Here is a 25570-nt window from a genome sequence, read left to right as displayed (position 1 = left end):
AAAGCAACTATTTGCGAGGCACCATGTAATTTGAAACAAAATCACCTGCCTGTAGAGATATTCTTCATATACTTTTTTCACGGCGCAACATAAGACCAACATGCCGTAATCAAATTCAACTAACGCGTATCTACAACAAAGGAATTATCAATGGAACACCCGAAACAAGGACAGGCGATCACTCGAGTCCTCAAGCTCAGTACCCTCGCCGTTTCATGCATGGCGGCAATGAATGCCCATGCAGCGATGGAATGTAAAGATATAGAACCATGGAATAGCGCAACGGCCTATACCGGCGGCGCTCAGGTTCAAGAAGATAACAAGGTCTATAAAGCTAACTGGTGGACAAAAGGCAACGCCCCTTCGGCCCACTCAGGCTCTCATCAGGAGTGGAGCTTTGTGGATGACTGTAGCACCGGAGCCACTAACCAGTTGCCTGTTGTTGCGATAACCTCCCCGGCAGAAAACAGCCAATTCATCGTCGGCAACACAGTGGCTATCAAAGCTGATGCGACTGACCAAGATGGCACAATAGCCAGCGTAGATTTTTATGTCGGCGCTACTAAGCTCGGTAATGCCACCCAGCCCCCTTATGAAATTAACTGGACCGCGGTTAAAGGCAACCAAGTTGTAAAAGCTGTCGTTACCGATGACAAAGGTGCCACTTCTGAGTCAACAGTGGCAATCGTTGTTCAGGAAACAGCCAATGAGCAGCCAACTGTCAGCCTGTCCCTTTCTGCAGCCAGTGTTGAGTTAGGCTCAGCAGTCACCCTCAGCTCAGCTGCAGCCGACAGCGACGGTACTATCGAGAAGGTAGACTTTTTTGCCAACGGCGCATTGGTTGGCACCGCTGCAACCGCTCCATATACATTAGCCTATACCCCAACCCAGTCTGGCAATATCACCTTATTTGCCCGCGCAACTGACAATCTTGGTGCCACCTCGGATTCCAGCTTGGCAACATTGACGGTCAACGGTGGAATAGCGACCCAAAGCTGCCGCCCAGACGGGCTTTACCAAACAGAAGGGGTCAATGTTCCTTACTGTACTATCTACGATGAGCAGGGCCGGGAAATCATGGGCGCCGACCACCCAAGGCGTGTTATCGGCTACTTCACTAGCTGGCGTAGCGGTGATGACCCGCAAGCCTCCTACTTGGTCAATGACATCCCATGGGAGCAGCTCACCCACATCAATTACGCCTTTGTCAGCATTGGCAGTGACGGAAAAGTCAATGTTGGTGACATAGCCGATCCAACTAACCCTGCAACAGGCAAAGAGTGGCCAGGTGTCGAAATCGATCCGACCCTAGGGTTCAAGGGGCACTTTGGTGCACTTGCTACCTACAAGAAGAAACACGATGTCAAAACCCTGATCTCCATCGGCGGCTGGGCGGAAACGGGTGGGCACTTCGGTGCTGACGGCAGCCGTGTTGCAGACGGTGGTTTCTACACCATGACCACCAACGCGGATGGCTCGATCAACCATGCCGGCATTGAGAAGTTCGCAACTTCCGCAGTCGAAATGATGCGCCAGTACCAGTTCGATGGCCTCGATATCGACTATGAATACCCAACATCAATGGCTGGGGCCGGTAATCCGGATGACAAAGCCTTTATGGAGCCCCGCCGTGCTTACCTATGGGCTTCCTACCAAGAGCTGATGAAGGTACTCCGCCACAAACTTGACCAGGCCTCAGCACAAGATGGTATCCACTACATGCTGACCATCGCGGCTCCGTCATCAGGCTACCTACTGCGTGGTATGGAAGACTTTGATGTCACCAAGTACCTCGATTACGTCAATATCATGTCTTATGACCTGCATGGGGCCTGGAACGACCACGTTGGACACAATGCGGCATTGTTCGACACCGGCAAGGACTCTGAGCTGGCGCAATGGAATGTTTATGGCACCGCAGCCTATGGTGGTATTGGCTACCTCAACACCGACTGGGCATACCACTACTTCCGTGGTTCGATGCCTGCAGGCCGGATTAACATCGGGGTACCTTACTATACACGTGGCTGGCAGGGTGTGACAGGCGGTGAAAACGGGCTATGGGGCCGTGCAGCACTTCCTAACCAATCACAGTGCGCACCGGGTACGGGTGAAGGCGAGAAGAACAACTGTGGCCATGGTGCCGTGGGCATCGATAACCTGTGGCATGACAAGAATGCTGCCGGTGACGAGATGGGCGCAGGCTCTAACCCTATGTGGCACGCAATGAACCTTGCACAAGGTATTTTTGGTAGCTATACCGCCGCCTATAACCTAGACCCTATCAACAACCCTGAGCATCAGCTAGTCGGTACGTATACCCGTAACTACGACAGTGTTGCCGTCGCTCCTTGGCTTTGGAATGCCGACAAGAAGGTATTCCTGTCCACGGAAGACAAGGCTTCTATCAATGTCAAAGCCGATTACGTGATTGACAAAGAAATTGGCGGGATCATGTTCTGGGAGTTAGCCGGTGACTATAACTGCTACATCTTTGATGCTAACGGCAACCGTACATCGGTCGATGCGACCGAAAATGCTTGTAAGACCGGCAATGGCGAATACCACATGGGTAGCACCATGACCAAAGCCATCTACGAGAAATTCAAGTCAGCAACACCGTATGGCAACAAAGTAGCAACCGGTGCGATCCCAACAGAAGCCCTGGATATTGCAGTCGATGTATCTGGCTTTAAAGTAGGCGACCAGAACTACCCTATCAATCCGAAAGTCACCTTCACCAACAATACTGGGCAAGATATCCCGGGCGGCACGGAATTCCAGTTCGATATTCCAACATCGGCGCCGGACAACGCCAAGGATCAATCTGGTGGAGGCTTGAAAGTCATCGCTTCAGGCCATAGCCGTGCCAACAACATTGGCGGCCTTGATGGCTTGATGCACCGGGTTGCCTTTACCCTTCCAGCCTGGAAGAGCCTCCCAGCTGGCGGTACCTACGAACTGGATATGGTGTACTACCTACCGATCTCAGGCCCTGCCAACTATAGCGTGAACATCAACGGCAAGGATTACGCGTTTAAGTCCGAGCAGCCAGACCTACCGCTAGGGACTATCGGCAGCGGTAATGGTGGTGGCAATAACGGAGGCGGTGACGGTACGTGTAACACAGCAGGCATCAACACCTACCCTAACTGGCCACAAACCGACTGGGCAGGCAACCCAAGCCATGCCAACCAGGGTGATAAGATTATCCACAACGGCGTGGTTTACCAAGCCAACTGGTGGAGCAGCTCAACACCTGGCAGCGATGGCAGCTGGTCAACAGTGTGTACAATTTAATCATTGAGCTTTGAAAACAATGCGCAGAGTATTTCCTGCGCATTTTTCGTTCAAAACATCATTTATTCAGTGACTTCTTATAGCAAAAAAGCCATTAAATGCCCTTCCACTCAACACCAAGATATTCAACAAAGCTAATAACCGCGCGATAAACCCGCCATCAGGTAAGTAAAAAAATGCGATAAAGCGCTCAATTTTCAACCAAACAGTCAAACAGCTAACATTTCTTTGTTTTCAAAATATGACACGTAGTTTGGCTTTATCAAACAAGGCATTATCATATTGGAAAATGTAACAATGACCAATTTGGCTGATTTTTTCACCTTTGAGACAAAATTTAATATAAAAATGACAATCGCTTTTAATTACTTGTAATCAATTATTTTTTGAGCAAGAAGAAACAATAAAACAGAATTTTTTTGCTTTTTATCACATTCACCTCACGCGAAAACCGATCTTAAATGTCGATTTTTTTGTGTTAAAGTCAGCCTCAACCAATATCAACAACATAATTGAACATTTTACAGGGACAATGAAAAAGCTAACCGTACTATTTGCAATGGCACTATTCGTTTTGCCGTTGCAGGCTACCGCAAGTGTTATATCTAGCCAGCCTTACGCTAAAAAAGAACAAGCGGACATCTTAGTAAAAGATGCCTATAACAAAGCCAAATTAAATGGTGTTATTAACTATCAAGTATTTAAAGAAGCTTACGAGGCTTATTACAATACTAAAGGCCGTAAAAAACCGGTCTTAACAATCATTGATTACAGCCTTCCTTCTACAAAGGAGCGCTTCTTCGTAGTAGACCTACAACAAAACAAGTTGCTCTACCGTACTCTCGTTTCACACGGCGTGAACAGCGGTGGTAAAAATGCGACTAAATTCTCCAACATTGTGAACTCCCGCCAGACATCTCTTGGCACCTTCCTCACCGACACCACCTACTACGGTGGCAATGGTTATTCACTACGCCTTGATGGTTTGACTCCTGGTGTTAACGACAAGGCACGCCAACGCTACATCGTCATCCACGGTGCCGATTACGCTACCCAGTCATTCGTTAACCGCCACGGTTATCTTGGCCGTAGCTGGGGTTGTCCGGCGCTACCACCAGAGCTTTCAAGGGAAATTATCGACACCATTAAAGGCGGCAGCGTTATCTACGCCCACGCGTAAATTCGACATCCCTGTATTATCGATTGAAAAACAGCAGCTTAATTAGGCTGCTGTTTTTTTATTTGGCTATTGGCTATTGGCTATTGGCTATTGGCTATTGGCTATTGGCTATTGGCTATTGGCTATTGGCTATTGGCTATTGGCTATTGGCTATTGGCTATTGGCTATTGGCTATTGGCTATTGGCTATTGGCTATTGGCTATTGGCTATTGGCTATTTAGCCTGTTCTCTAATTATGCGAACATCAATGGCTAAATTGTCATATGTTTTAATTTAAATCTCTGTATTTAATTATTTTTAATTCTTACATTCGTGTCTAAATTAGCAATCAGTAAACACCCCTGAAGATTAATTGCCATCTATAAATAGTGAACAAACTCATTTAATATTTGCTCCTATTCATTAGTAAGTAATTAAATTCAAAGACAAATATAACGCTTTATCTACCGTAGAAATTATCGGATTCTCGCCTCTAAGTATACGCCAGGCAAAAAAAATCCCTGCCTGAGCAGGGATTTGATGTTCGCGAGTGTAGATTAAGCTAGCGCTTTCTCTGGTGCTAGGTATGGAAGATCCAATGCTTCTGACACTTCCTCGCAAGTGATCTGGCCACGGTAAACATTCAAACCGTTCAGCAGGTGCTTGTCTTCTTGCAGCGCTGCTTTGTAGCCTTTGTCCGCCAGCTTAAGGATGTAAGGCAGAGTGACGTTGTTCAGTGCGAAGGTTGATGTACGAGCAACAGCACCTGGCATGTTAGCCACACAGTAGTGAACAACATCATCAACAATGTATGTTGGGTCGCTGTGAGTCGTTGCGTGAGAAGTTTCAACACAGCCGCCTTGGTCGATGGCAACATCGACAATCGCAGCACCTGGCTTCATCTTCTTGATCATTTCAGCTGTTACCAGCTTAGGCGCGGCAGCACCAGCAACCAGTACACCACCTACTACAAGGTCAGCTTCGAGTACGTGTTTCTCAATTGCGTCTTTGGTTGAGTATACACACTGTACAGAACCGCCAAACTGGGCATCAAGCTGGCGTAATACGTCGATATTACGGTCTAGCACAACAACATCAGCACGCAGGCCAACCGCCATTTGCGCTGCGTTTGCACCGACAACACCACCACCAATGATAACAACTTTAGCTGGCTCTACACCTGGTACGCCCGCAAGTAGCATGCCGCGGCCACCGTGTGATTTCTCAAGTGCCTGTGCACCGGCTTGGATTGACATGCGGCCAGCAACTTCGGACATTGGAGCCAATAGTGGTAGGCGGCCTTTGTCATCTGTCACGGTTTCGTATGCAATACACACTGCCTTGCTGTTGACCAGGTCGTGAGTCTGCTCTGGGTCTGGCGCAAGGTGAAGGTAAGTAAATAGAATTTGGCCTTCACGAAGCATTGCACGCTCTACAGCTTGCGGCTCCTTAACCTTTACAATCATCTCTGACTCTGCAAAAACCGCCTCTGCAGTCGGCAGAATCTGGGCACCTGCATCAATGTAGTCCTGATCACTAAAGCCGATACCAGAACCTGCATTGGTCTCAACGTACACCTTATGTCCATGAGCAACAGCTTCGCTTACTGAAGCTGGAACCATACCCACACGGTATTCGTGAACTTTGATTTCCTTAGGTACACCAATAATCATCTTTTGTTTCCTTGCTGCCTCGTTAAAAGATATATACACAATAAAGAAAAAAACCTGGAATGTGTGACCGTTTTTTAACTAATAACCAACAAATCAAACTGGCATTTTATCCCAAACCAGCACAAGAAACTGTTTTTGAGCTTAGTCACACAAGAAAAAACCAACAAATAACAACAAACCAGACCAGTAGACTACCTTTTATCAATTATCCAGTGACTTAAACCGCCAGAACACCATAAAAGCAGTTTTATACGCTAGACTAGCACGAAAAAAGTCTCGTCTTTTTTGTTGCTTTCAAGCACTTAATTAATAAAAAGTGACATCACAACCGCCTCGGGCGACATTTTTCTCTATTTTGTTATCAAGCTCCGCTATTTTCCCTATTGGCATCTGGAAACCACACGCAAAACAAACCCAAAACATACAGGCAACAAAAAAGCCGCTAAAAGCGGCTTTTTTGTGAGCTAAACCAAAAGTTAGTCTTCTAACTCCCAAGGCATATCTGGTAGAGCGTTTAAGTTTTCACTGTATCGTTTCAAATCAAAGCTGCCGCCATTTTTGGCGACATCGAACACTTCGATTGAAAGTGCACACGCAATCATTTGAACCGCTTCCTCCCGCGGTGTACCCGCCATCATCAAGCGCATCAAGGTTTCTTTAACCTTGATAGGGTTCCCTTCTTCTAACTGGTTCTCTACGGTTTGAACTAGCATGTCGCCAGTCATGATATCGTCGTCTTGCATAACAATGCCTACAATTGGGCCAATATATTGGCCGGGGTTTTAAGTCTTTCAATCCTCGGTTATATCATAGGCAATATAACAAGGGTTAGGCGATAAGCCATTTAGCCTGCTGCGCCTGTGCTTCCATCAAGCTGTCATAGCGATAAGGTGTCATTTCCGCGCCAAAAGGATGCAAGTCATTGACCACGACCAGCCTCAGCCCAGCACTATGCGCTGATTGTGCCCCGGTCTGGCTATCTTCAATTGCGACAGCTTGATGCTCAGGTACGCCTAAAGTACGACAAGCCAGTTGGTAGATTTCCGGTGCAGGTTTGTTATGCGTGACATCGTCACCACAAAACACATGATCGAAGAAATGCAGCCAGCCGAGGTGCTCTAAAATCCCCTCGACATAAACCCTCGGTGAGCCGGTTACCACAGCCAGAGGGCGAGAGCCATGGAGAGATTTAATCAAATCAAAAGCGCCCTGTTTAGCCGGGATCCCTCTTTCCATGATTGCTTGGTAAGTCAACCGCTCCATGTCACGAACAACTGTCGGTGTACTATGGGGAATGACAGCAATAGAAGAGAAATGGTTAGCGACTTTCTCCCAAGGAACACCTGCGAAATCAGCCAAAAAATCATGTGCTGAGATATCAATATTCAAGCCCGACAGGTACTGGCTCCAATTCTGAGCATGGAAAATTTCAGAATCGACCAAAGTACCATCAAAATCAAAACAAACTGCCTGCATGGGCCTACTCCACGAACAACAAGACCGCCATCTTACTCAGTTGCCCCCGACAAATCCAAGTCAAGTTTACTTGATTGCCTGCTTAGCCAATGCTTCACCTAGCAACTGCCCCTCAAGGATTGAAATACAGCTCGTAAAAGGAACAGCAGGACTGTAGAAGAAGCCCTGAACAAAGTGGCAATTCATCTCTCGTAAAATATTGAGCTGTTTGCGAGTCTCGACACCTTCGGCAACAACTTGTATCCCCAGCTTATGGCTCAAATCAATGATCAGAGACACCAAAGTCCGGTTGTCCTGCTTATCAATTTCTTCAATAAAGCTACGGTCAATCTTGATGATATTCGGTCTCAGCTCTACCACCGAACTCAATGACGAATAACCGGTACCGAAATCATCAAGGGCAATTTCAATCCCTCTCTGTTTAAACGACGTCAGCAGAGACTGGATATCATTACTTTCACTTGAGGCTGTTGATTCTGTAATTTCGACCACGATAGACTTCAGTGGTAGTCCATAGGATTCAATGGTGTCCCATATCGGGGGCAGCCCATTACTGCTAATAAACTCTTTCACCGACCGGTTAATGCTTATTGTCACATCCGCAAACCCTGCCTGATGAAGCTGCTTCAGATCGCGGCATACCTGATGCAACACAAATGCGCCAAGCGGCCTTATCAAGCCATAGCGCTCTGCAACCGGAATAAATTCAGCAGGTGATATGTTCCCCTCAACCTCATCAGTCCACCTTACCAAGGCTTCAAATCGGCCAATATGACCCGTTTGTGCATCAACAACAGGTTGGTAGTACACCGTCAGCAGCTCATCGGATATCGCTTTTTTCAACCGATCCCGCATTTTTAGCTTTTCTATGTAGTCAGACTGAAGCGCGCTGTCGTACTGGCAAATTCCGTTTCTTCCCTGCCCCTTCATGTTATACATGGCATAGTCAGCATTTTTGAGCAATTCCGTGTGGGTTTCGCCACTCTCCGGGTACGTCGAAATGCCAATACTGACCGTCGTGTTCACCTCTATATCATCAAGCACAAAAGCTTCAGCAACACTATCGACGACTTGTTGTCCCCATATCCTGGCGGCTCCCGACGTTGTTTCCGGTAAAAGGATACAAAACTCATCACCACCATAGCGGCAGATATCATCAGCCACAGGAAACACACCTTTCAGGCAACTGGCAATATGAACCAGCACCTTATCGCCAAAATCATGGCCATATAGATCGTTAAGCGACTTAAAGTCGTCCATATCGATGAACAATAACGAGAACGATTGAGCCCGCTGGTCATCAATCGATGCAATATGCTTTTTCACCCGCTGCACGAAACTACGGCGATTGACCAGGCCAGTCAGCGGATCTTTATAGGCAAAAAACGTCAGCTGCTCTTCTGCTTTTTTCCAGTGGCTTATATCGCGAAAAACGGCCACGTAATTGATGATCTCTTCATTATCATCACGGATCACATTGATCGATATTTCTTCAGGGTAGATCTCTCCATTCTTGCGACGGTTCCAGACCTCCCCCTTCCAGTGCCCATGACGGTTAAGGTTGTGCCAGAGAAACTGATAGTACTTTGCATCATGGATCCCTGATGACAAGATATTCGGTGACAGGCCAAGCAGCTCTTTTTCTCGGTAGCCAGTTGTCTCTTCAAATGCCCGGTTTACCGAAATGATTTTGTTCTCTTTGTCAGTGATCAAAATGCATTCAGATGTGTTATCAAATACAACCTGCGCCCGATCCAATTGGCGCTTGGCTTCGACGGTATGGGTAATATCCCTCTGGATACCCGCCACTTTGGTTGGCTTCCCATTCTCATCGCGAGCAACAATGCTGCCTTTGACAGTTAGCCAGCATTCATTGCCATTAACCGCAATTCGACTGCTCGGTTTCAGCCGAAACTCAAACTGAAATACCGAGGCATGCTGCTGCTGGATAAAACGGTCAAAATAATCGACACCTTCATCCCGGTCCTCTTCAACAATGCAAGATAACCAAATCTCTAAATCATCCCCATCCATCGGTTTCTCACGGCCGAGTAAATGCCAGAACTTGGCGGATGTGGCGAGCTCCCTTCGCTCCAGGTCGAACTCCCAAATCCCCTCATCCACAGAGTTGAAGGTGGTTGACAGCTGGCGGGAAGCTTTATTCAGCTTGGCAGAAATTTGATAAACGTCCGTCACATCGTGGACAGTGCCTCGCATTTCTGTCGCTTTGCTCTGGCTATCACGCAACACTTCTGCGCGCTTGCGCAGGTACTTGATTGAACCATCCCAAAGCTGTACTCGGTGCACCAAATTGTAATTTACTGCGTCACTTTCTATCGAGCGATTAAGCGTATCGAGCACCCATTCGCGGTCTTCGGGGTGGATCAATGCCGACAGCAGCGACAGCGTCGGTAATATCGACTCATCCTTGATGTCATAGATACGGTAGACTTCTTTGCTCCACTCAAAATATTCTTCTTGCAGATTCCAAATCCAGCTGCCGACTTTTGCAACTCGCTGCCCCTCTTCGAGCTGCCACTGCAACTGAGACTGACGCATCAGTAGGGCTTCATAACCGATCTCGTTGCCAAGGTGGGCTAAAAACGTTGAGCAATACTCTTGCAGGGCTTCAACTGCGTGGAAAGGACGTTTGACTAGGCAAGAGAGAACTCCCACCAATTGGTGGTTTCGGGCAAAGAGCGGTATGGCAATATAGGTTTCAGCAGGTTTTCCATACCGTTCTGAATATTGAGGGTATGCCTTATCAAAGCCAGCTAAAATGATCACTGGCTCCCCGCTGTTAACGAGTTTCGCTTCCGGCATTCCCAACAATGTTAAGTAGTAGGCTTCCCCACTTTCGCCCTGAATATAATTCGAGAGGATATGTACGCTTTCACTGTCTTCGCTTATCGATCCGATGAGAACGTTGTCGATAGCAAAAGCTTCATACAAACTTTGGCCAACCGTATCAAAGAGAGCTTTTCCACTAAGTTGGTTAAAGGTATTTATTTTATTGTCATCCATCAGCATTTTCATTATCACCAAGAGCACATATACAGCTCGAATAGTGATAACACTATCATTCACCCGCTGCGGACTTTACCCCATGACAATTTGAGATAAAAGCCATCCAGTGCATTCATAAAAGCGATATAGCAAAACATTGATTAACATCACTCTAATGAAATCCAATCGTTTACATAACATGCGAAATGCGTTGTGTATTCCAATGTCGCATAAACGTATTGGCGGCAGCTCCGTAAAAAGCTACCGCCTAAATCGCCCTACAAAACGAATACGGCAAGCTGTCTCTTTTGTTCTATGGAAAGCTCACTCAAAGCTTGGCTGGCTGAGTGCGTTGCATTTAGCCTGTCTGAAATATCACTCATGGCCGTGTTCACGTAAACCACATGTTCATTGGCCTCGTTGAGGGCTTGGCTTTGCTCATTGGCAGCAGTAGCAATCTCTGTACTCATAGTTACCACCTGGGCGATGACACCATCCAATTCACTCATTTTGGCGTGGCTTGTCTGTGCTAAATGCCGATTATCACCAACCAACTCAACGCTGGTCTCAACAACCTCTTTGACCGATTGTGCCCGACTCTGTAACTCAATGATCATTTCATGGATTTCTTGAGTCAAGCCTTGGGTCTTGCCTGCCAATCCGCGTACTTCGTCAGCCACTACAGCAAACCCTCTACCATGTTCGCCAGCACGTGCTGCTTCGATAGCGGCATTCAGTGCTAATAGATTGGTCTGGCTAGAAATACCATCAATTAAATGAATGATTTCTGCGATCTTTGTACTGGTATCTGACAACTCAATCACCGATGCCGAGCATTCGGCTAATTGTATTTCCATATTCTGGCTAAGCTGCTCGCTATCATTAACATGCACGCTATTTTCGGTGCCAAGAGTCTGGGCTATACCCGCCAATTGTTCGGCATTTCTCGCATGGCAGTCTACTTCAACCGCACTTGCAGATAACTGTGTCATGGAAGCGGAAATACTGGCCACTTCTTGCAGTACATTTGTTGCTGTCGACTCGCACTCCGAGGTATTTTGCGCAAGCACTTGTGCTTTATTTGAAACGTTCTGCCCTATCCCAACCAAGGCTTTGACCATACTAGATAATGATTCAATCGTATTATCGGTATGACTGCACAACTGGCCTAATTCATTACTAAACTGAAGTCTACTGCGGCGGGTCAGATCGCCTTTCGAAAGCGCTGAGATAACGCTTCCCAATAGCTCTAATGGTTTCACAAGCGCCCTTGAAATCACCAAGGCACTGGCGACCGAAACCACTAAGCTCAGCAAAACGACCATCAGCATCAATGAACGAATTTGTTCAACCTGCAGACGACTTGCTTCCGTTGCGTCTGTAGAGGTTGATATCGCAGCGACTTTTAACTCATTGGCGAGGCGACTCAACTGCTCTAAGCTATCTGCCACATTGTACATTGTCGTTTGGTAGCGCTCTGCGGCATGGCGCATCACTGGCAGTTGCTGCTGCCAAACCTCAATATCTTCTTCCACTATTCCCTCTGCAGGGTTATTGGGCAATGTGGCTATCGCCTCTCGCATTTTTGCTAAGCTCGCTTCGATTTGCTGAGCGTTTTCAGGTTGCATAGCGGAAAAATAACGCTCTCTATGCACCAATGCAGATCCGGCTTCGGCATACAGTGTTCGCTGAGCATTCACCCAAAGAGGCGCAAACGAAGCAGGCGTAAAGGCAAATGAAATAGTGACATCAGCATCACGGATAGCCTCGATAAGACCTGGTAGTGCGAGGTAAGCATCATTAAAAGCCCGATGCAGCTCGAAAGCCTGGGAGTAATGCAATGGAATGGTCGACATGATCTGCTCAAACTCAAGCAATACGGGAGCAGAAATCCCCCCAGAGGCAGCCAATGCAGATAAGGGGGAATTCATCTCAGCGGCTATTTGCTCAAACCTTTGCTGAGCAGATTCAAGTTGAGAGGCATCTGACGCTGCTAATTGGTAATGTATCTGTAAGCTATTGAGATGCCCGCTGAGCAGATCAGTTAACTGAGAGCTTTGCGTGGTATCACTGATGGTCTCGGCATGGTGATCTAATTGATTAAACGAGAACTGGCTGATAATAACCAAGACAGAAAAGCAGGCGCTGGCAACAATCGCTGGAAATAAAATAAGATACTTCAAAGAGAAGCGCTGTAAAAATGGGTTCATAGTCATAGAGTGCTGAATAATTTTCAGCGACTTTAAACGCTGAACATGACCAGTCGTTGATAGGAAATTAAGAAAATCTTATCTGATATTTAGCCGAGCTTAATGGCAAAAACTCATTGGTACAAGACATTCCCACCTCACCCTGTGGTAAGGGATATTTGGGTATATAACCAGTCACAAAATAACTGCACCTTTGGCGAGCGCTTACTTTGAGTGATCAAGTAATGCCCTCTTTCCTCGGGCATAGAGCCGGGAACAGCCCTAACAAGCTCCCCTTTTTCCAGCATCCCCTCCGCTAGCAGTGAACGCACCATCAGTAATCCGACATCATGTTTAGCGGCCTGCATTGCCTGCAGTGAATTATTGACCTCAAGGATAACAGTGGGAGGTGATGAAGAAAGGCCATGGTACTCAAGCCAGGAATACCAGTCACTCTCATACCCTTTCACCTGAATAGCAGATAGACCATGTAATTCAGAGCACTCCAGCTTTTGTTTATGCTCATGAAAATAGTCTGGGCTACAGACCAAGTACCAATGTTCATTAAATAGCCGCTCTGACTGGATATTGGCGCTCTCATCGCGGCCATTGGTGATCTCGACATCAACTGAATCACAGGGGTTTCGGGATGGCCAGTCTACCGTCTCGATATCGACCCTGATGAACGGATACTGGCGATAAAATGATGACAAGCGAGGCAATAGCCATTCCTGTGCCAAGCTATTATTTACCCGCATCTTCAGTACCTCGGCTTTTTCTTCGCCTAATATCGAACGGGTTTTATTTTTTAATTGAGAGAGCGCGTGGGATACCACCGGCAAGTATTGTTGACCGGTATGGGTCAGTGTCATTCCAGCACGCCCCCGCTCCAGTAAAGGAAGGTCAAAAAAAGATTCCAGCAATTTAATTTGCTGGCTGACGGCTGCTTGCGTCACGTTAAGCTCTTTTGCCGCCAAGCTGACCGATCTCAGTCTCGCTACAGCTTCAAAAACCACGAGAGCACGTAAAGGCGGTAACATAGGCATCCTTGTCTGTTTATATTGACGCTGACAACCTATAGCAAAAATATATACGGTCAATGCTATCTAGATGAAATATTGATGAATTCACCTTAAATTCCCTCTTTTAGCCGCATTTTCAAAGCATTTTTCACCATAAAAGAAAAACCGCCCCTTTATGCAGGAGGCGGTTATGCTTGTGATACTTCTTGGAGCCGTTAGCTTTTTCCTAGCGGATCTTCCATCGCTGGGTGTGCTTAATCAAGAAATGGCTGACGATTAAGTGGAACACTTTAGCCAGCGCGGCCAATGCCATTATCATAATCGCCATCGCTGCTGCTGAAGCCATCGCCCCAGTATCAGCCATATTCATAACTGCAACACTAGCAACAATATTTTGGGTGGAATACAAGAACACAACCGCGGAAGTCGTGGTCATCGCATTCACGAACATATAAATAAAGACATCGAGAATAGCAGGCATGCACACTGGTACAGAGACTTTCCAGAACGCTTTAAACTGACTGATTTTTAAAGAAGCGGCAACTGCTTCAATTTCCGCTGGCAATTGCTTCAATGCGGTTAAAGATGTCAGGTGACCCACGGTATACAGATGAACAATGGTATTGACGACCAAGATAGTCATGGTGCCGTAGATCATATTCAGCGGGTTGTTAACGTCATTGAAGAAGAAGATATAACCCAAGCCTAGAACCAACCCCGGTACCGCCATCGGCAACATAGCAATAAGGTGGATCAAACTGCGAAGTCGCTGCATGCCACTGGCTTTTTCAACCGCATACGCAATAACGAACGTCAGGACAGTACCGATCCCTGCTGCCAGCAATGCCATTTTGATCGAGTTGTAGAACGGCATCCAACCGTAAACCGTTAAATTTTCAAAATCATAATGACGAAGGGTAATTGCTTTGTTGTACGGCCAGAAGTTTACCAAAGAGCCATAAATCGCCATCCCAATCACAGTCAGGATACAAATTGAAATCAATGCGCACCAAACAAAAGCAGCGCCATCACGCAGCTTATTTGGCTCAGGCTGATAAGGCACAGCGCTGGTCGAAATCATTTGCTGCTGCTTGTTACGCACCCAACGGTCAATAGCAAACGCGACCAATGCTGGGATCAGCAACACCGCACTGGTTACCGCCCCCATTGAGAAGTTTTGCATACCGACAACTTGCTTGTAGATATCCGTCGCCAGCACGTTGTACTGACCACCAATTACTTTGGCGACACCAAAATCACAGACTACCAAGGTAAAAATAACAATCAGTGCCGAAATCAGGCCGTACTTGGCATTAGAAAGCGTAACAACAAAAAACGTTTTCCAGGCTGGAATGCGCAGCACCTTCGCCGCTTCATAGAGGCGGGCATCAGAGTTGGCCAACCCGGTCGAGATCAGGATCATTGCATGGGGAAAGCACCAAAACACCAAACCCAGTACGATACCAATCGGCCCATAAATACTGCTCCCCAGCAACAGCTCCTTAGCGACACCTTGGTTACCAAACAAGTAAATCAGCGCAATACCCGGCAGCAAAGACGGCGTCAGGATCGGCAAATACCCCAGTGCTTTGAACAGTGTCTTGCCCGGCATACAGGTACGGGTTAAGGCAAAGCTATAACCAAAAGCGAGGATGCCAACAACAAGGGTTACCACAACGCCCATTGTCAGGGTGTTTGACAACGATTGGCTGAGGGCTGGCGTATTGAGGTATTGGATGTAGTTAGCAAGGCCAACAAACTCGCCACTGGTATTGTAAAGGCTTTTCAGCAACATACTCAGCAGCGGAAGTACCAGCCCGACAGTCATTAGGCCAATCACCGAACAGAGCAGTACTGCCATCACCCACTGATCACGGCTAAAGCTTTTCAATCCGAGCCGAGACGGCTTGTGTACTCGAGGGGGGGTCATAACTGTTGAGGTCATATTATGCTGCCTCCGCCATGAACAATTGGATCTTATCGCTTTCAAAGCCGACATGAACCCGGCTTCCGATGTGAAGTCCCAGCTGTGAATAGTGGTCGCTAGGGAGATCCACCAGCAAGGTCAGCTCTTCATCCACATAACATGTAGTGCGAACAATCGGCCCCAGGAACTCACAGGCAATAATATTGGCGTTGCTTTCTTGCTGGTGACAGAGGGTGATATTTTCCGGACGTAATGCCGCAGTTTGGCCAATCGTCGGCAGTGTCACTGACTGCAAAATGTGATGGTGTTGCGGGATAAAGTTCATCGAGCCGACAAACCGGGCAACGAACTCAGAAGCTGGGTGGTTATAAATCTCCTGCGGCGTGCCTACTTGTTCAATCACTCCATGATTCATCACCACGATGCGATCGGCCATCGACAGCGCTTCTTCCTGATCATGAGTCACCATAATGGTGGTAATACCCAACTCTGTTTGGATTCGGCGGATTTCACTGCGTAGATGGGTACGGACCTTGGCATCGAGTGCCGATAGTGGCTCATCCAGTAGCAGAAGGCCAGGTTGCAGTACCAAGGCACGTGCCAACGCGACCCGCTGTTGCTGACCACCTGATAGCTGTGAAGGGTATTTATTACCAGAATCAGGAAGATCAATAATTTTTAGCCATTTATGCAGTTGAGCTTTAACGTCTTGTTTAGAAAGCCCCTGCTCTTTCAAGGCAAAGCTGATGTTGTCAGCCACGGTTAGATTAGGGAATAAGGCATAGGATTGGAAAACAATGCCGAAATCACGCTGCTCAGGAGGCAAGAATGTAATGTCTTTATCCGCTTGGACAATCTTACCGCTTGTTGGCAGTTCGAGGCCTGCAATCGCTCTCAGCAACGTCGTTTTGCCACAGCCCGACGGGCCCAAGAAACAGACGAACTCACCTTGTTCAATGGTGAGGGAAATATCATTCAATGCAGTAAATTGATCGAATTTTTTAACGACATTACCAATACTTAAGTAGCTCTGAGCAGACATGGGAAAATAACCTAAAACAAAATAAGGAATGCCAATGGGTACAAAACCTACGGACGATTCAAATGCAGTAAGAAAAAAGAGAAAAGCCAGAGGGCCTAAGCCCCCCAGCCATCACCAAAGGTGATTATTTTTCAGTTTTACCGTCGTAACGTTTTGCCCACTCGGCAAGGATGTTGTCACGGTTAGCTGCTGTCCACGCGAAGTCATTCTCAATCATCAGCGCTTCTGGGTTCTCAGGGAAGTGTTTAACCGGCTTGGCAACACCTGGAATGGCCACTACGGCATAGCCCTTGTTGTATAGCTCATTCGCTTCAAGCGTCGCTGCGAAATCAAGAATTTGCTTAGCACCTTCTGCGTTTTTCGCACCTTTGATTTTCGCTGCGGCTTCCATATCCCAGCCTAGACCTTCTTCAGGGAAGATAAGCTCGATAGGTGCGCCTTGGCTCTTAAGGTTCGCACCGCGGAAGGCAAAAGAGACGCCCATAGTCGTTTCACCGGTTGCAGCTAGCTGACAAGGCGCAGAACCAGAGTGCGTGTAGCGGTCGATGTTCTGGTGCAGCTCATCCATGTACGCCCAGCCTTTATCTTCACCGAACGTTTGCAGCCAAGCTGATACATCAAGGAAGCCAGTACCCGATGAGTTCGGGTTAGGCATAACTACGTGGCCTTTGTATTCAGGCTTGGTTAGATCTTGCCATGTTTTTGGCATTTCAAGACCGTGCTTCTCAGCTTCAACAGTGTTGAAACAGATACCTGCAATCCAAGCGTTCATGCCGATCCAGTGCGGTACTTCGTTAGTATCACGGAAAGCCGGAGACAGAGAAGCCAAGTTTTCTGGTGCATAAGGTTCTAGCATTTTTTCATTGTCCAGCACCATCAGGCTAGTTGCTGCTAGGCCCCAAACCACATCAGCTTGCGGGTTGTCTTTTTCTGCCAGTAGCTTAGCCGTTACAACACCTGTTGAATCACGTACCCAGTTAATTTTTGTGTCTGGGTATTGGGCATTGAATGCACGCTCGTAATCACGCAGCATGTCAGACTCGAATGCGGTGTAAACCGTTACTTCAGATTTCGCCATTACCGCGCTAGAGGCAAGGGCAGCAAGAATACCAACGGCAGCTTTCTTCAACATGTGTTTGTTCCTTCGGTTAGGTGTCATCAATGACAAAAGGGAGTATTTCAAAAGTTGCGGTTACGATAAGTTGGCTTTATTAATCTGAAATGAAAGGGAATAAACTAATTCTTAATTTAGGATTAAGCACAGCTTATGGAAAAGACCATAAATTGAAATGCGCCGATTTATCAATGGTATAGACCACCAAAACCAGCTAAAGCTTACTACTATAAAAATCAAGACTACCGATATTTTTCACCTAATATCTGAATACAAGCTCTAAAAAATAAAAAAACGGAGCCAAAAGGCTCCGGTTTCTATCTTGTGCTCAACAGCAGCTCTGCAAAATGAAATATCGTTAACTCGCAGGCTCAATGGTCCCTTTGAAGGTATCCTGCATGAAGTCCTTGATAGGCTGTGACTGAAAGATGCCTACGATTTTCTGGTAAGTGCTATTCGTTTTATCTTCCTCACGCGCAGCAATAACCATTACCGCAAGCGGCGCATCTTTTGGTTCAAGGAACAGGCCTTGCTCTTTAGGGTTCAGGCCCGCTGACATCACGTAGTTCATCGTAATAGCCGCGGCATCAACATCATCCAAGCTTCTTGGCAATTGCGCTGCCTCAACCTCTATAAACTTCAGCCCTTTCGGATTTTCTGCAATGTCATGCAGCGAAGCGGTAAAGCCAACATCCGGTTTCAGGGTAATTAGCCCTGCCTCTTCCAGCAGCAGCAAACCACGCCCGCCATTGGTTGGGTCGTTTGGAATGGCAACTTGGGCATTCGCTGGTAAATCGTCAAGCGAGCTGTATTTGTTGGAGTAAATGCCCATCCGCATCAGGATCGACTCACCAATTGAGACCAAGTCGCTGTTGTGGCCCTTGTTGAAATTCTGCAAAAACGGCAGATGCTGGTAACTATTCAGCTGGATACTGCCGTCAGCTAGCGCCGCATTCGGCGTGATGTAATCAGAAAACTCCACCACCTCGATATCCAAGCCTTGTTTCTTCGCCTCAACAGCGACGGCTTCAACCACCTGTGCATGCGGCCCTGACGTCGCACCAATTTTAATCACTGACGATTCCTTCTGGTCGCAAGCGGTCAGACCTACCAATGCAACGACTGCAATTATCCATCGATTCAGCTTGGTATATTTCTTCATGGCTCTTCCTTGAGTAAGCATTTCTACTTTTTTACTTAGATGCGTGAGTTCAGACAAGCTAATTTAGACGTCTGAACGTCCATGATATAGCGCCTTATCAATAAATCAAACACTTAATCCACACCTTTATATACCCATATGAAATTTATTATTCCAAATAGAGATATACCTATTCTAACCTCTCATATGCTTGAACTGCAGCTCTACCAGGCGCTGGTAAAGCTCGCTACTTTGCATCAATGCATTATGATTACCGATATCCACCAGCTGCCCCTGATCGAATACCGCAATGTGATCGGCATGTTGAATCGTTGAAAGGCGGTGGGCAATAATCAAGGTTGTTCTTCCCCGCATCAACTCTTCAAGGGCAAGTTGTACGTGGTATTCGCTTTCACTGTCCAGTGCACTGGTTGCCTCATCGAGCAACAAGATCTTCGGATCTTTCAAGATTGCCCTGGCAATCGCAATTCGCTGCCGTTGCCCGCCAGACAACCTGACCCCGCGCTCGCCTAGGAAGCTGTTGTAGCCATCCGGCAAGTTTTGAATAAACTCATGGGCATGGGCTTTCTTGGCCGCCTCAATCACCTGCTCATCGGATGCTTGCGGGTTCCCATAACGGATATTGTGGAACACATCATGGCTGAACAAAGCCGGTTGCTGAGGAACCAGTGCCATTTGCTGGCGTAATTCCCCCGGCTCAAACTGACGGATATCAACTCCGCCCAATATCACCCTGCCTAATTGCGGATCGTAGAAGCGCTGTAAAAGCTCGAACAAAGTCGTCTTGCCCGCACCGGATGGCCCAACTAACGCGAGCACCTTACCTTCTTCGGCTGTAAGCTGTAACTGCTTGATTGCGGATTGATCCGGCCTAGATGGGTAGCAGAACGTCACATCATCAAACTTCACTTCAGCCGAGAGTGATTGGGTCGAGGCAGTGTTTTGACTAGGCGCAACAATGTGGCTGTCGACATGAAGTAATTCAACCAGCCTTTCTGTTGCACCCGCTGCGCGCTGTAATTCCCCCATTACCTCAGAAATCGTTGCCAGCGAAGAAGCCACCATGATGGCATAGAAGACAAACGCCCCGAGATCGCCCGCTGACATCACCCCATTGATGACATCGCTGCCACCAACCCACAGCATCCCGGCGATGGCACTAAACACAATCACTATCACGCCAGAAATCAAAATCGCCCGTTGCTTAACCCTTTGGCGGCCAATATCGAAAGCTTTCTCGACCTCATCTGCAAATGAAGCCCTTTCCTGTTTTTCATGGCTATAACTCTGCACCGTCTTGATATGCTCGATGGCTTCTCCAGCATAGCTGCCCACATCAGCCATTGAATCTTGGCTTTTACGCGACAGCGCCCTTACCCGCCTGCCGTAAATCAAGATCGGAACCAACACAAACGGCACCGATGCTAATACAATTAACGTCAGTTTTATATTGGTAGCAAACAGCATGATAATCGCGCCGGCACACATTAAGGCACTGCGCATCGCCATGGAAAACGACGAGCCGATTATGCTCTGCAACAAGGTGGTGTCAGTGGTGAGGCGCGACATGATCTCGCCGCTGCCATTGGTCTCGAAATAACTCGGGTGTAAAGTGATGACGTGATTGAACACCGCCAGCCGGATATCGGCACTGACCCGCTCCCCGACCGAAGAAACTAAATAGAAGCGGAAGAACGTCCCAATCGAAATAAGCACTGTGACGACAAGGATAAACTGAATGGCATTGGCCAGTTCGGTGGTTGACTGCTGGGAAAAGCCCTCATCAATCAGAATCCGCACCCCGTGACCAACCGATAAGGTGAGCGAGGCGGTAAAGACCAATGCCACCAGCGCGGCCAAAACCCTGCCCCGATAAGGCTGCACAAATTTCACCAACTCCAGCAGGATGCTGAGGCTCTTGCGCTGACCCTTTGGTTTCAATGATTCATCGCGAATATCACGATTTGACGATGCTTGAGTTTGACTAGACGTTTCCATAGGCCTGCCTTTTGCTTTCCCTATAGCTAGCTTATCACTATGCGCACGAAGATTAAGCATCAGATAACTGGTATGAACAAAAAGCCCCTGTAATTCTACAGGGGCTTCTATCAATTGGATTATTCTAGTTCAACCGGCGGCCTAAACACCATTTCATGCATCACCACGTCTTGAGGCAGTTCAAGCAACACGGCAATCGTGTCAGCAACACTTTTCGGGTGCATGTACTGCGGGCGGTCAACGTCTCTGAAATTGGTATCGGCACCACCAGGGAACAAAGAGGTGACTTTGATGCCATGAGGCTGTGCCTCTTTCATCAAAATAGCGCTAAAACCTGCCAGCCCCTGCTTCATGGCGGTATATACACTCATGGTTTCATTCGAGCGCTTAGCAACCGTGCTGAGGACATTGATGATTTGGCCGCTTTTGGAAGGCTTCATCACTTTCAGTGCTTCGCGACTTAACACAGCAGGAGCACGCAGGTTCACCGCATACTGGTAATCAAACTCTTCTAATGTGAATTCATCAATACCGCATTTACGGGAGTTCATCCCGGCATTGTTGATAAGAATATCCAACCCACCCAATAGCTCGACAGCTTTGTCCACCAGCTCAAGGGCTTGCTGGGAATCACTTAGATCGGCTTGCACCACCTGACATCCAGTTAGCTCACTGAGTTCTTCCAACTTTGCCAAGTTACGACCAGTCGCAACGACACTGTGCCCTTTCTCGCACAGCGTCTTGGCCAACTCGTACCCTATACCACTGGTAGCGCCAGTTACTAGTACACGTTTCATTGTATTCCTACTCAACAATCCTTGGTTATAACTAATTGCCAGTCTGTCACATTTGTGGAGATAAAAGAATACGAGAGCATTTAACTGTAACCAGCCTAAACCCTAAACAGGCTTGAGCATTTGCATATCAGCACCGGTATCGTCAGGTAAGTATTCCATATTGTGCAACCGATATGACGCCCAGTAACCTCGCCAGCGAACATCCGAACTCAATACCTTCGCCATTTGTTCGACAAGCTCTGACCGCAAGCTCTCCCCTTGTTCTTCATAGAACTGATTAACCTGTATATCAGCGTCAACATCATACAATTCTTGATAGCCGGTTGAGGCATTATAGCCGTAGAACCATTCCTTCCCAGATAGCTCTAGTCGGATAGCTGCCCCTAAATTCATCCCAACATGCATGCCTGTCTGGAAGATTTGTACCAAAGGATCCCTTTCTTCACCTCTTGCTACTTTCGACAAATCACTTCCTTCCATATGGCTTGGTTTTTCAATACCTGCAAATGCCAACAGTGTCGGGCCAATATCCAATGCCGAACATACCGTTTCTACATTATCAATTACCGGTAAGTTAGCCTTAGGTGGTTTGATATACAGTGGAATCGAAAATATATCAGGCTGAAAATAGACACCTTTGTCGGCCATTCCCAGCCGACCATTCATATCACCATGGTCTGCTGAGAAAACAACGACACAGTCATCCCACACCCCCTCAGACTTCAAATAATCAACTAGGCGACCAACCGCATAATCAATAACCTCGACCTGTAGCAGGTGCCCGGCTATATAGTCGATGACGGTCTCTTCATCGTACATCCCCCAATACTTTCGATATAAAGCATAAATTGGGTTATCCGGCAGAGTGTCATTCTCCTGCAGTTCGGCATAGCTCGCAGGCAAACGAACTGACCGTTTAATCTCAGCATAGCGGGACTCGAATCCACTAGGAATGGAGTAAGGCTGATGTGGGTCGAAGAAATCCAACTGCGCGAAGAAAGGACTATCTGGCTCCTGCCTCTTCGCGGCTTTTATCTGACGGATGGTCAGATCAGCCAAAAACGTCGAATAATGGGCCTCTTTAGGGAAATCTGTACCACCGGCTTGCTCTATCCAACCGCCAAAAGAGTTGGCTGGCGTTTGTTTATCAGCCCTTAATCCCCGTAACTCCCTACGATAACGCGGAGGTTCCACGTTTAATGCATCGAGGTAATCCAGGTAACGATCATCATCGGCAACTGGTGGGCCCCACCGATCCCAAGCATGTAAGTTCTCTCCGAAAGTACGAATGAATTTATCGACCCCGACATGACATTTCCCAGCATGTTTGAGTACATAGCCTTCAGATTTCAGGTAATCCTGGAAAATAACATCATCGACACCCAAATCTACCTGTGAACCACAAGGGGCGCGCTCGCCATTTGTCAAATAAGGAGGATGCATCCCGGTAAACATCGCGGCCCTGGCAGGTCCACACAGAGGGCTCGTGGTATAGGTCCGGTTAAACCGTGTGCCCTCAACCGCAATCAAGTCAATGTTTGGCGTATTAATCACTTTGGAAAGCGGCCTTGTATCAAAATAACAATCTGGCGATATCATATCGACAGTAATGAAAATGATATTGGGCTTTCTGCCCGTTGAATCGACACAATAACTTCCTTGGCGTAACTTCGGGTTAAGGAATTTGTGATTGAGGCTAGTATCCTTAAATAACGACATCTTTTTCTCACACATTACAGGCAATTACATTAAAAAGTTAGGCAAGGAAAACTCCCTGCCTTAATTACACTGAGGCTATACCTCTCTGGCCACGCCGACCGCGGTGGATTTCTTCGATGTGTGGCGGGTTAGGAAACGATGAAGAGCGAAGCACAGCACTGCCACCAGCGATAGCACAGCAATGACTTTACCGGCACTTCCCTGCTCTCCAAGTATGCCAATTTCAGAAAATACGGTGTAAAGCAAAGCCAGCAAGCCAACGATTGCCCAGCTAGCATGAGCGGCATATTTCCACGGCTTGACCTCAACTTGATTGGTATACACTTGCTCATAAGGTTGGGACATAGGTTTGAGGTAACGCACGACCATCATAATGCCGACCATCCATAGGAAATTCAGCCCAACGAGATGTAGCCAATGAACTTGAACAAAGCCTAAATCACCTTTAAGTACAAAGTGGGCGGTATAGAAGGACAGCATCCCAACCGGTAAAGCGATATAGGCCGCCAGTGCCGGAGTACGTTTAGAAACGATGCCGACCAAAATCACGGTTAATATCGGTACATTGATCACCGCCATGATCGTTCTCATCAAGGTATACAGCCCATCAGCCTGCGCAATAAATGGCGCGATGCAAACGCAGATGGCAATAGTAACGGCACCAAAGACTTTACCCATTCTCACGACTTTTAAATCATCTGCTTTAGGGTTGATGATCTGTTTGTATATATCCAAACTAACAAGCGTCGAAAGACTGTTTACACCACTATTGAAAGAGCTCATAACGGCACCGAACAACACTGCACCAAAGAACCCGGTCAACCATGACGGCATAACCTCACGGACTAAAGTTGGGTATGCCATATCCTTCGCCAGAATTGCTTCACCGGCTTCGGTAAAACCTCGGGTAGGTACGGTGATCATCCCTTTTTGGTGCATATGCCACGCAATGATCCCAGGTAAAACCAACATGGCTACCCCCACAACCTTCATTGCCGCTGCAGCCAGTACACCTTTTTGACCTTCAGCTAAGTTTTTTGCCCCCAATGAGCGCTGCACGATTGCCTGATTTGTACACCAATAGAACAAGTTAATTAACAGAATACCTGAGAATAAAGTATGCCAAGGAACGGCCGCACCCTCCCCCACACCAGCCGCAGCCATTCTTTCTGGAGCTTCCGTTATGAGGACATTGAACCCTTCTGCGACACTACTATCGCCCAGTTGGTAAAGCGCCAGAACAGGTACGAGAAATCCACCGAAAAGCAAGCCAACCCCATTGACAGTATCGGATACAGCCACTGCCTTGAGGCCGCCAAATACCGCATAGATACCGCCGACAATGCCAAGCCCGATAACCATGAACCAGGTAGCAGCCGTTCCACTTACACCGAGAATTTCTGCCACACCGAACAGTTTCCCTAAAGTGATGGCGCCTGCGTACAACACAAAAGGCAGGAACCCAATAACAATGGCGTAAATGAAAATAAAAGATGCCACTGAGCGCATCCGCTTACCATAGCGCGCTTCCAAAAACTGAGGAACAGTAGCAACCCCTCCTTTTAAAAACCTAGGTAAGAATACGACAGCCAAAATGATCATGGTTACGGCAGCTACGGTTTCCCACGCCATCACGCTGGCACCACTCGCAAATGCATTACCATTAAGCCCTGTTAGCTGTTCTGCTGATATGTTGGTTAAAAAGAGTGAACCTGCGACTACAAACCAAGGCAAACTCCGCCCCGCTAAAAAATAACCAGTTGATTGTTTGAGGTTTTCTTGTTTTGTTGCTTTGTATGATATCCAAGCAACCAACAAGGTAAATATTATGAACGAGCTCATTGCTATCATGTGAAAACTCTCCATGTAGGTAGCGTTTATTATTTTTATACGCTTTAAAATTCTATCTTTATGTAAAATTCCGCTTTGTTAACATGCGACCAATATTATTGACCGCCATCACAAATATTCTTTACTTCTAAATAT

17 protein-coding genes are annotated in these 25570 nt (G+C 47.2%); 3 read left to right on the top strand and 14 right to left on the bottom strand.

Annotated elements, in window-relative coordinates; genetic code table 11:
• The first annotated feature begins 150 nt into the window (after nucleotides 1–150).
• The 3 genes from ACXAGQ_RS13895 (at nucleotide 151) to ACXAGQ_RS13885 (ending at nucleotide 4735) form a co-directional block, all read left to right on the top strand.
• Nucleotides 151–3300 (top strand): chitinase C-terminal domain-containing protein, encoded by a 3150-nt coding sequence (locus tag ACXAGQ_RS13895; RefSeq protein WP_475254505.1) that lies wholly within the window; start codon nucleotides 151–153, stop codon nucleotides 3298–3300.
• Between the two features lie 532 nt (nucleotides 3301–3832).
• A complete protein-coding gene (locus tag ACXAGQ_RS13890; RefSeq protein WP_475254503.1) occupies nucleotides 3833–4480 on the top strand; it encodes a murein L,D-transpeptidase catalytic domain family protein in 648 nt (215 codons plus the stop codon).
• Between the two features lie 90 nt (nucleotides 4481–4570).
• Entirely contained in the window at nucleotides 4571–4735 is a 165-nt protein-coding gene (locus tag ACXAGQ_RS13885) for a hypothetical protein (protein ID WP_475254502.1), read from the top strand.
• Between the two features lie 281 nt (nucleotides 4736–5016).
• Here the strand turns inward: ACXAGQ_RS13885 and ald are convergent, their stop codons facing one another.
• The 14 genes from ald to ACXAGQ_RS13815 form a co-directional block, all read right to left on the bottom strand.
• Nucleotides 5017–6132 carry an alanine dehydrogenase gene (gene ald / locus ACXAGQ_RS13880; RefSeq protein ID WP_475254501.1) on the bottom strand — a complete coding sequence of 372 codons (1116 nt, stop codon included), beginning with the start codon at nucleotides 6130–6132 and terminating at the stop codon, nucleotides 5017–5019.
• Nucleotides 6133–6608: 476 nt separating this feature from the next.
• On the bottom strand, nucleotides 6609–6875 hold the full coding sequence (locus ACXAGQ_RS13875) for a hypothetical protein (protein ID WP_475254500.1): 267 nt from the start codon (nucleotides 6873–6875) through the stop codon (nucleotides 6609–6611).
• A gap of 85 nt (nucleotides 6876–6960) precedes the next feature.
• Nucleotides 6961–7608, bottom strand: a complete 648-nt coding sequence (locus tag ACXAGQ_RS13870) for an HAD family hydrolase (protein WP_475254499.1) — start codon at nucleotides 7606–7608, stop codon at nucleotides 6961–6963.
• 66 nt (nucleotides 7609–7674) lie between these two features.
• Nucleotides 7675–10632, bottom strand: a complete 2958-nt coding sequence (locus ACXAGQ_RS13865) for a sensor domain-containing protein (RefSeq protein ID WP_475254498.1) — start codon at nucleotides 10630–10632, stop codon at nucleotides 7675–7677.
• Nucleotides 10633–10892: 260 nt separating this feature from the next.
• Nucleotides 10893–12824, bottom strand: coding sequence for a methyl-accepting chemotaxis protein (locus ACXAGQ_RS13860; RefSeq protein ID WP_475254497.1), 1932 nt, complete (start codon nucleotides 12822–12824; stop codon nucleotides 10893–10895).
• Between the two features lie 137 nt (nucleotides 12825–12961).
• Nucleotides 12962–13843, bottom strand: coding sequence for a LysR substrate-binding domain-containing protein (locus ACXAGQ_RS13855; RefSeq protein ID WP_475254496.1), 882 nt, complete (start codon nucleotides 13841–13843; stop codon nucleotides 12962–12964).
• A gap of 208 nt (nucleotides 13844–14051) precedes the next feature.
• Complete coding sequence (locus tag ACXAGQ_RS13850; RefSeq protein ID WP_475254495.1) at nucleotides 14052–15770, bottom strand: putative 2-aminoethylphosphonate ABC transporter permease subunit; 1719 nt, start codon at nucleotides 15768–15770, stop codon at nucleotides 14052–14054.
• Between the two features lies 1 nt (nucleotide 15771).
• Entirely contained in the window at nucleotides 15772–16794 is a 1023-nt protein-coding gene (locus ACXAGQ_RS13845; RefSeq protein WP_475254494.1) for a putative 2-aminoethylphosphonate ABC transporter ATP-binding protein, read from the bottom strand.
• 124 nt (nucleotides 16795–16918) lie between these two features.
• Nucleotides 16919–17926, bottom strand: coding sequence for a putative 2-aminoethylphosphonate ABC transporter substrate-binding protein (locus ACXAGQ_RS13840; protein ID WP_475254492.1), 1008 nt, complete (start codon nucleotides 17924–17926; stop codon nucleotides 16919–16921).
• A gap of 340 nt (nucleotides 17927–18266) precedes the next feature.
• Nucleotides 18267–19070 (bottom strand): MetQ/NlpA family ABC transporter substrate-binding protein, encoded by an 804-nt coding sequence (locus ACXAGQ_RS13835; protein WP_475254490.1) that lies wholly within the window; start codon nucleotides 19068–19070, stop codon nucleotides 18267–18269.
• Nucleotides 19071–19244: 174 nt separating this feature from the next.
• Complete coding sequence (locus tag ACXAGQ_RS13830; protein ID WP_475254488.1) at nucleotides 19245–21068, bottom strand: ABC transporter ATP-binding protein/permease; 1824 nt, start codon at nucleotides 21066–21068, stop codon at nucleotides 19245–19247.
• A 119-nt stretch (nucleotides 21069–21187) separates the two neighbouring features.
• Nucleotides 21188–21865 carry an SDR family oxidoreductase gene (locus tag ACXAGQ_RS13825; RefSeq protein ID WP_475254487.1) on the bottom strand — a complete coding sequence of 226 codons (678 nt, stop codon included), beginning with the start codon at nucleotides 21863–21865 and terminating at the stop codon, nucleotides 21188–21190.
• A gap of 102 nt (nucleotides 21866–21967) precedes the next feature.
• The gene (locus ACXAGQ_RS13820; protein ID WP_475254485.1) at nucleotides 21968–23584 is read right to left on the bottom strand and encodes a sulfatase-like hydrolase/transferase; all 1617 of its coding nucleotides are present in this window, start codon (nucleotides 23582–23584) and stop codon (nucleotides 21968–21970) included.
• Nucleotides 23585–23659: 75 nt separating this feature from the next.
• Nucleotides 23660–25435 carry a solute:sodium symporter family transporter gene (locus tag ACXAGQ_RS13815; RefSeq protein WP_475254483.1) on the bottom strand — a complete coding sequence of 592 codons (1776 nt, stop codon included), beginning with the start codon at nucleotides 25433–25435 and terminating at the stop codon, nucleotides 23660–23662.
• Nucleotides 25436–25570 lie beyond the last annotated feature (135 nt).

The sequence above is a fragment of the Photobacterium sp. ABD4_091 genome (genome assembly GCF_056160145.1).
Note: the sequence above shows the minus strand (reverse complement) of the source record. Positions and strands in the feature narration are given on the sequence as shown.

What these genes read in the sequence shown, in the direction of transcription:
- ald (WP_475254501.1), bottom strand. Translation starts at nt 6,132, where the DNA reads ATGATTATTGGTGTACCTAAGGAAATCAAAGTTCACGAATACCGTGTG.
- ACXAGQ_RS13820 (WP_475254485.1), bottom strand. Translation starts at nt 23,584, where the DNA reads ATGTCGTTATTTAAGGATACTAGCCTCAATCACAAATTCCTTAACCCG.
- ACXAGQ_RS13850 (WP_475254495.1), bottom strand. Translation starts at nt 15,770, where the DNA reads ATGACCTCAACAGTTATGACCCCCCCTCGAGTACACAAGCCGTCTCGG.
- ACXAGQ_RS13855 (WP_475254496.1), bottom strand. Translation starts at nt 13,843, where the DNA reads ATGTTACCGCCTTTACGTGCTCTCGTGGTTTTTGAAGCTGTAGCGAGA.
- ACXAGQ_RS13840 (WP_475254492.1), bottom strand. Translation starts at nt 17,926, where the DNA reads ATGTTGAAGAAAGCTGCCGTTGGTATTCTTGCTGCCCTTGCCTCTAGC.
- ACXAGQ_RS13845 (WP_475254494.1), bottom strand. Translation starts at nt 16,794, where the DNA reads ATGTCTGCTCAGAGCTACTTAAGTATTGGTAATGTCGTTAAAAAATTC.
- ACXAGQ_RS13865 (WP_475254498.1), bottom strand. Translation starts at nt 10,632, where the DNA reads ATGGATGACAATAAAATAAATACCTTTAACCAACTTAGTGGAAAAGCT.
- ACXAGQ_RS13830 (WP_475254488.1), bottom strand. Translation starts at nt 21,068, where the DNA reads ATGGAAACGTCTAGTCAAACTCAAGCATCGTCAAATCGTGATATTCGC.
- ACXAGQ_RS13825 (WP_475254487.1), bottom strand. Translation starts at nt 21,865, where the DNA reads ATGAAACGTGTACTAGTAACTGGCGCTACCAGTGGTATAGGGTACGAG.
- ACXAGQ_RS13860 (WP_475254497.1), bottom strand. Translation starts at nt 12,824, where the DNA reads ATGAACCCATTTTTACAGCGCTTCTCTTTGAAGTATCTTATTTTATTT.
- ACXAGQ_RS13875 (WP_475254500.1), bottom strand. Translation starts at nt 6,875, where the DNA reads ATGCAAGACGACGATATCATGACTGGCGACATGCTAGTTCAAACCGTA.
- ACXAGQ_RS13890 (WP_475254503.1), top strand. Translation starts at nt 3,833, where the DNA reads ATGAAAAAGCTAACCGTACTATTTGCAATGGCACTATTCGTTTTGCCG.
- ACXAGQ_RS13835 (WP_475254490.1), bottom strand. Translation starts at nt 19,070, where the DNA reads ATGAAGAAATATACCAAGCTGAATCGATGGATAATTGCAGTCGTTGCA.
- ACXAGQ_RS13895 (WP_475254505.1), top strand. Translation starts at nt 151, where the DNA reads ATGGAACACCCGAAACAAGGACAGGCGATCACTCGAGTCCTCAAGCTC.
- ACXAGQ_RS13870 (WP_475254499.1), bottom strand. Translation starts at nt 7,608, where the DNA reads ATGCAGGCAGTTTGTTTTGATTTTGATGGTACTTTGGTCGATTCTGAA.
- ACXAGQ_RS13815 (WP_475254483.1), bottom strand. Translation starts at nt 25,435, where the DNA reads ATGATAGCAATGAGCTCGTTCATAATATTTACCTTGTTGGTTGCTTGG.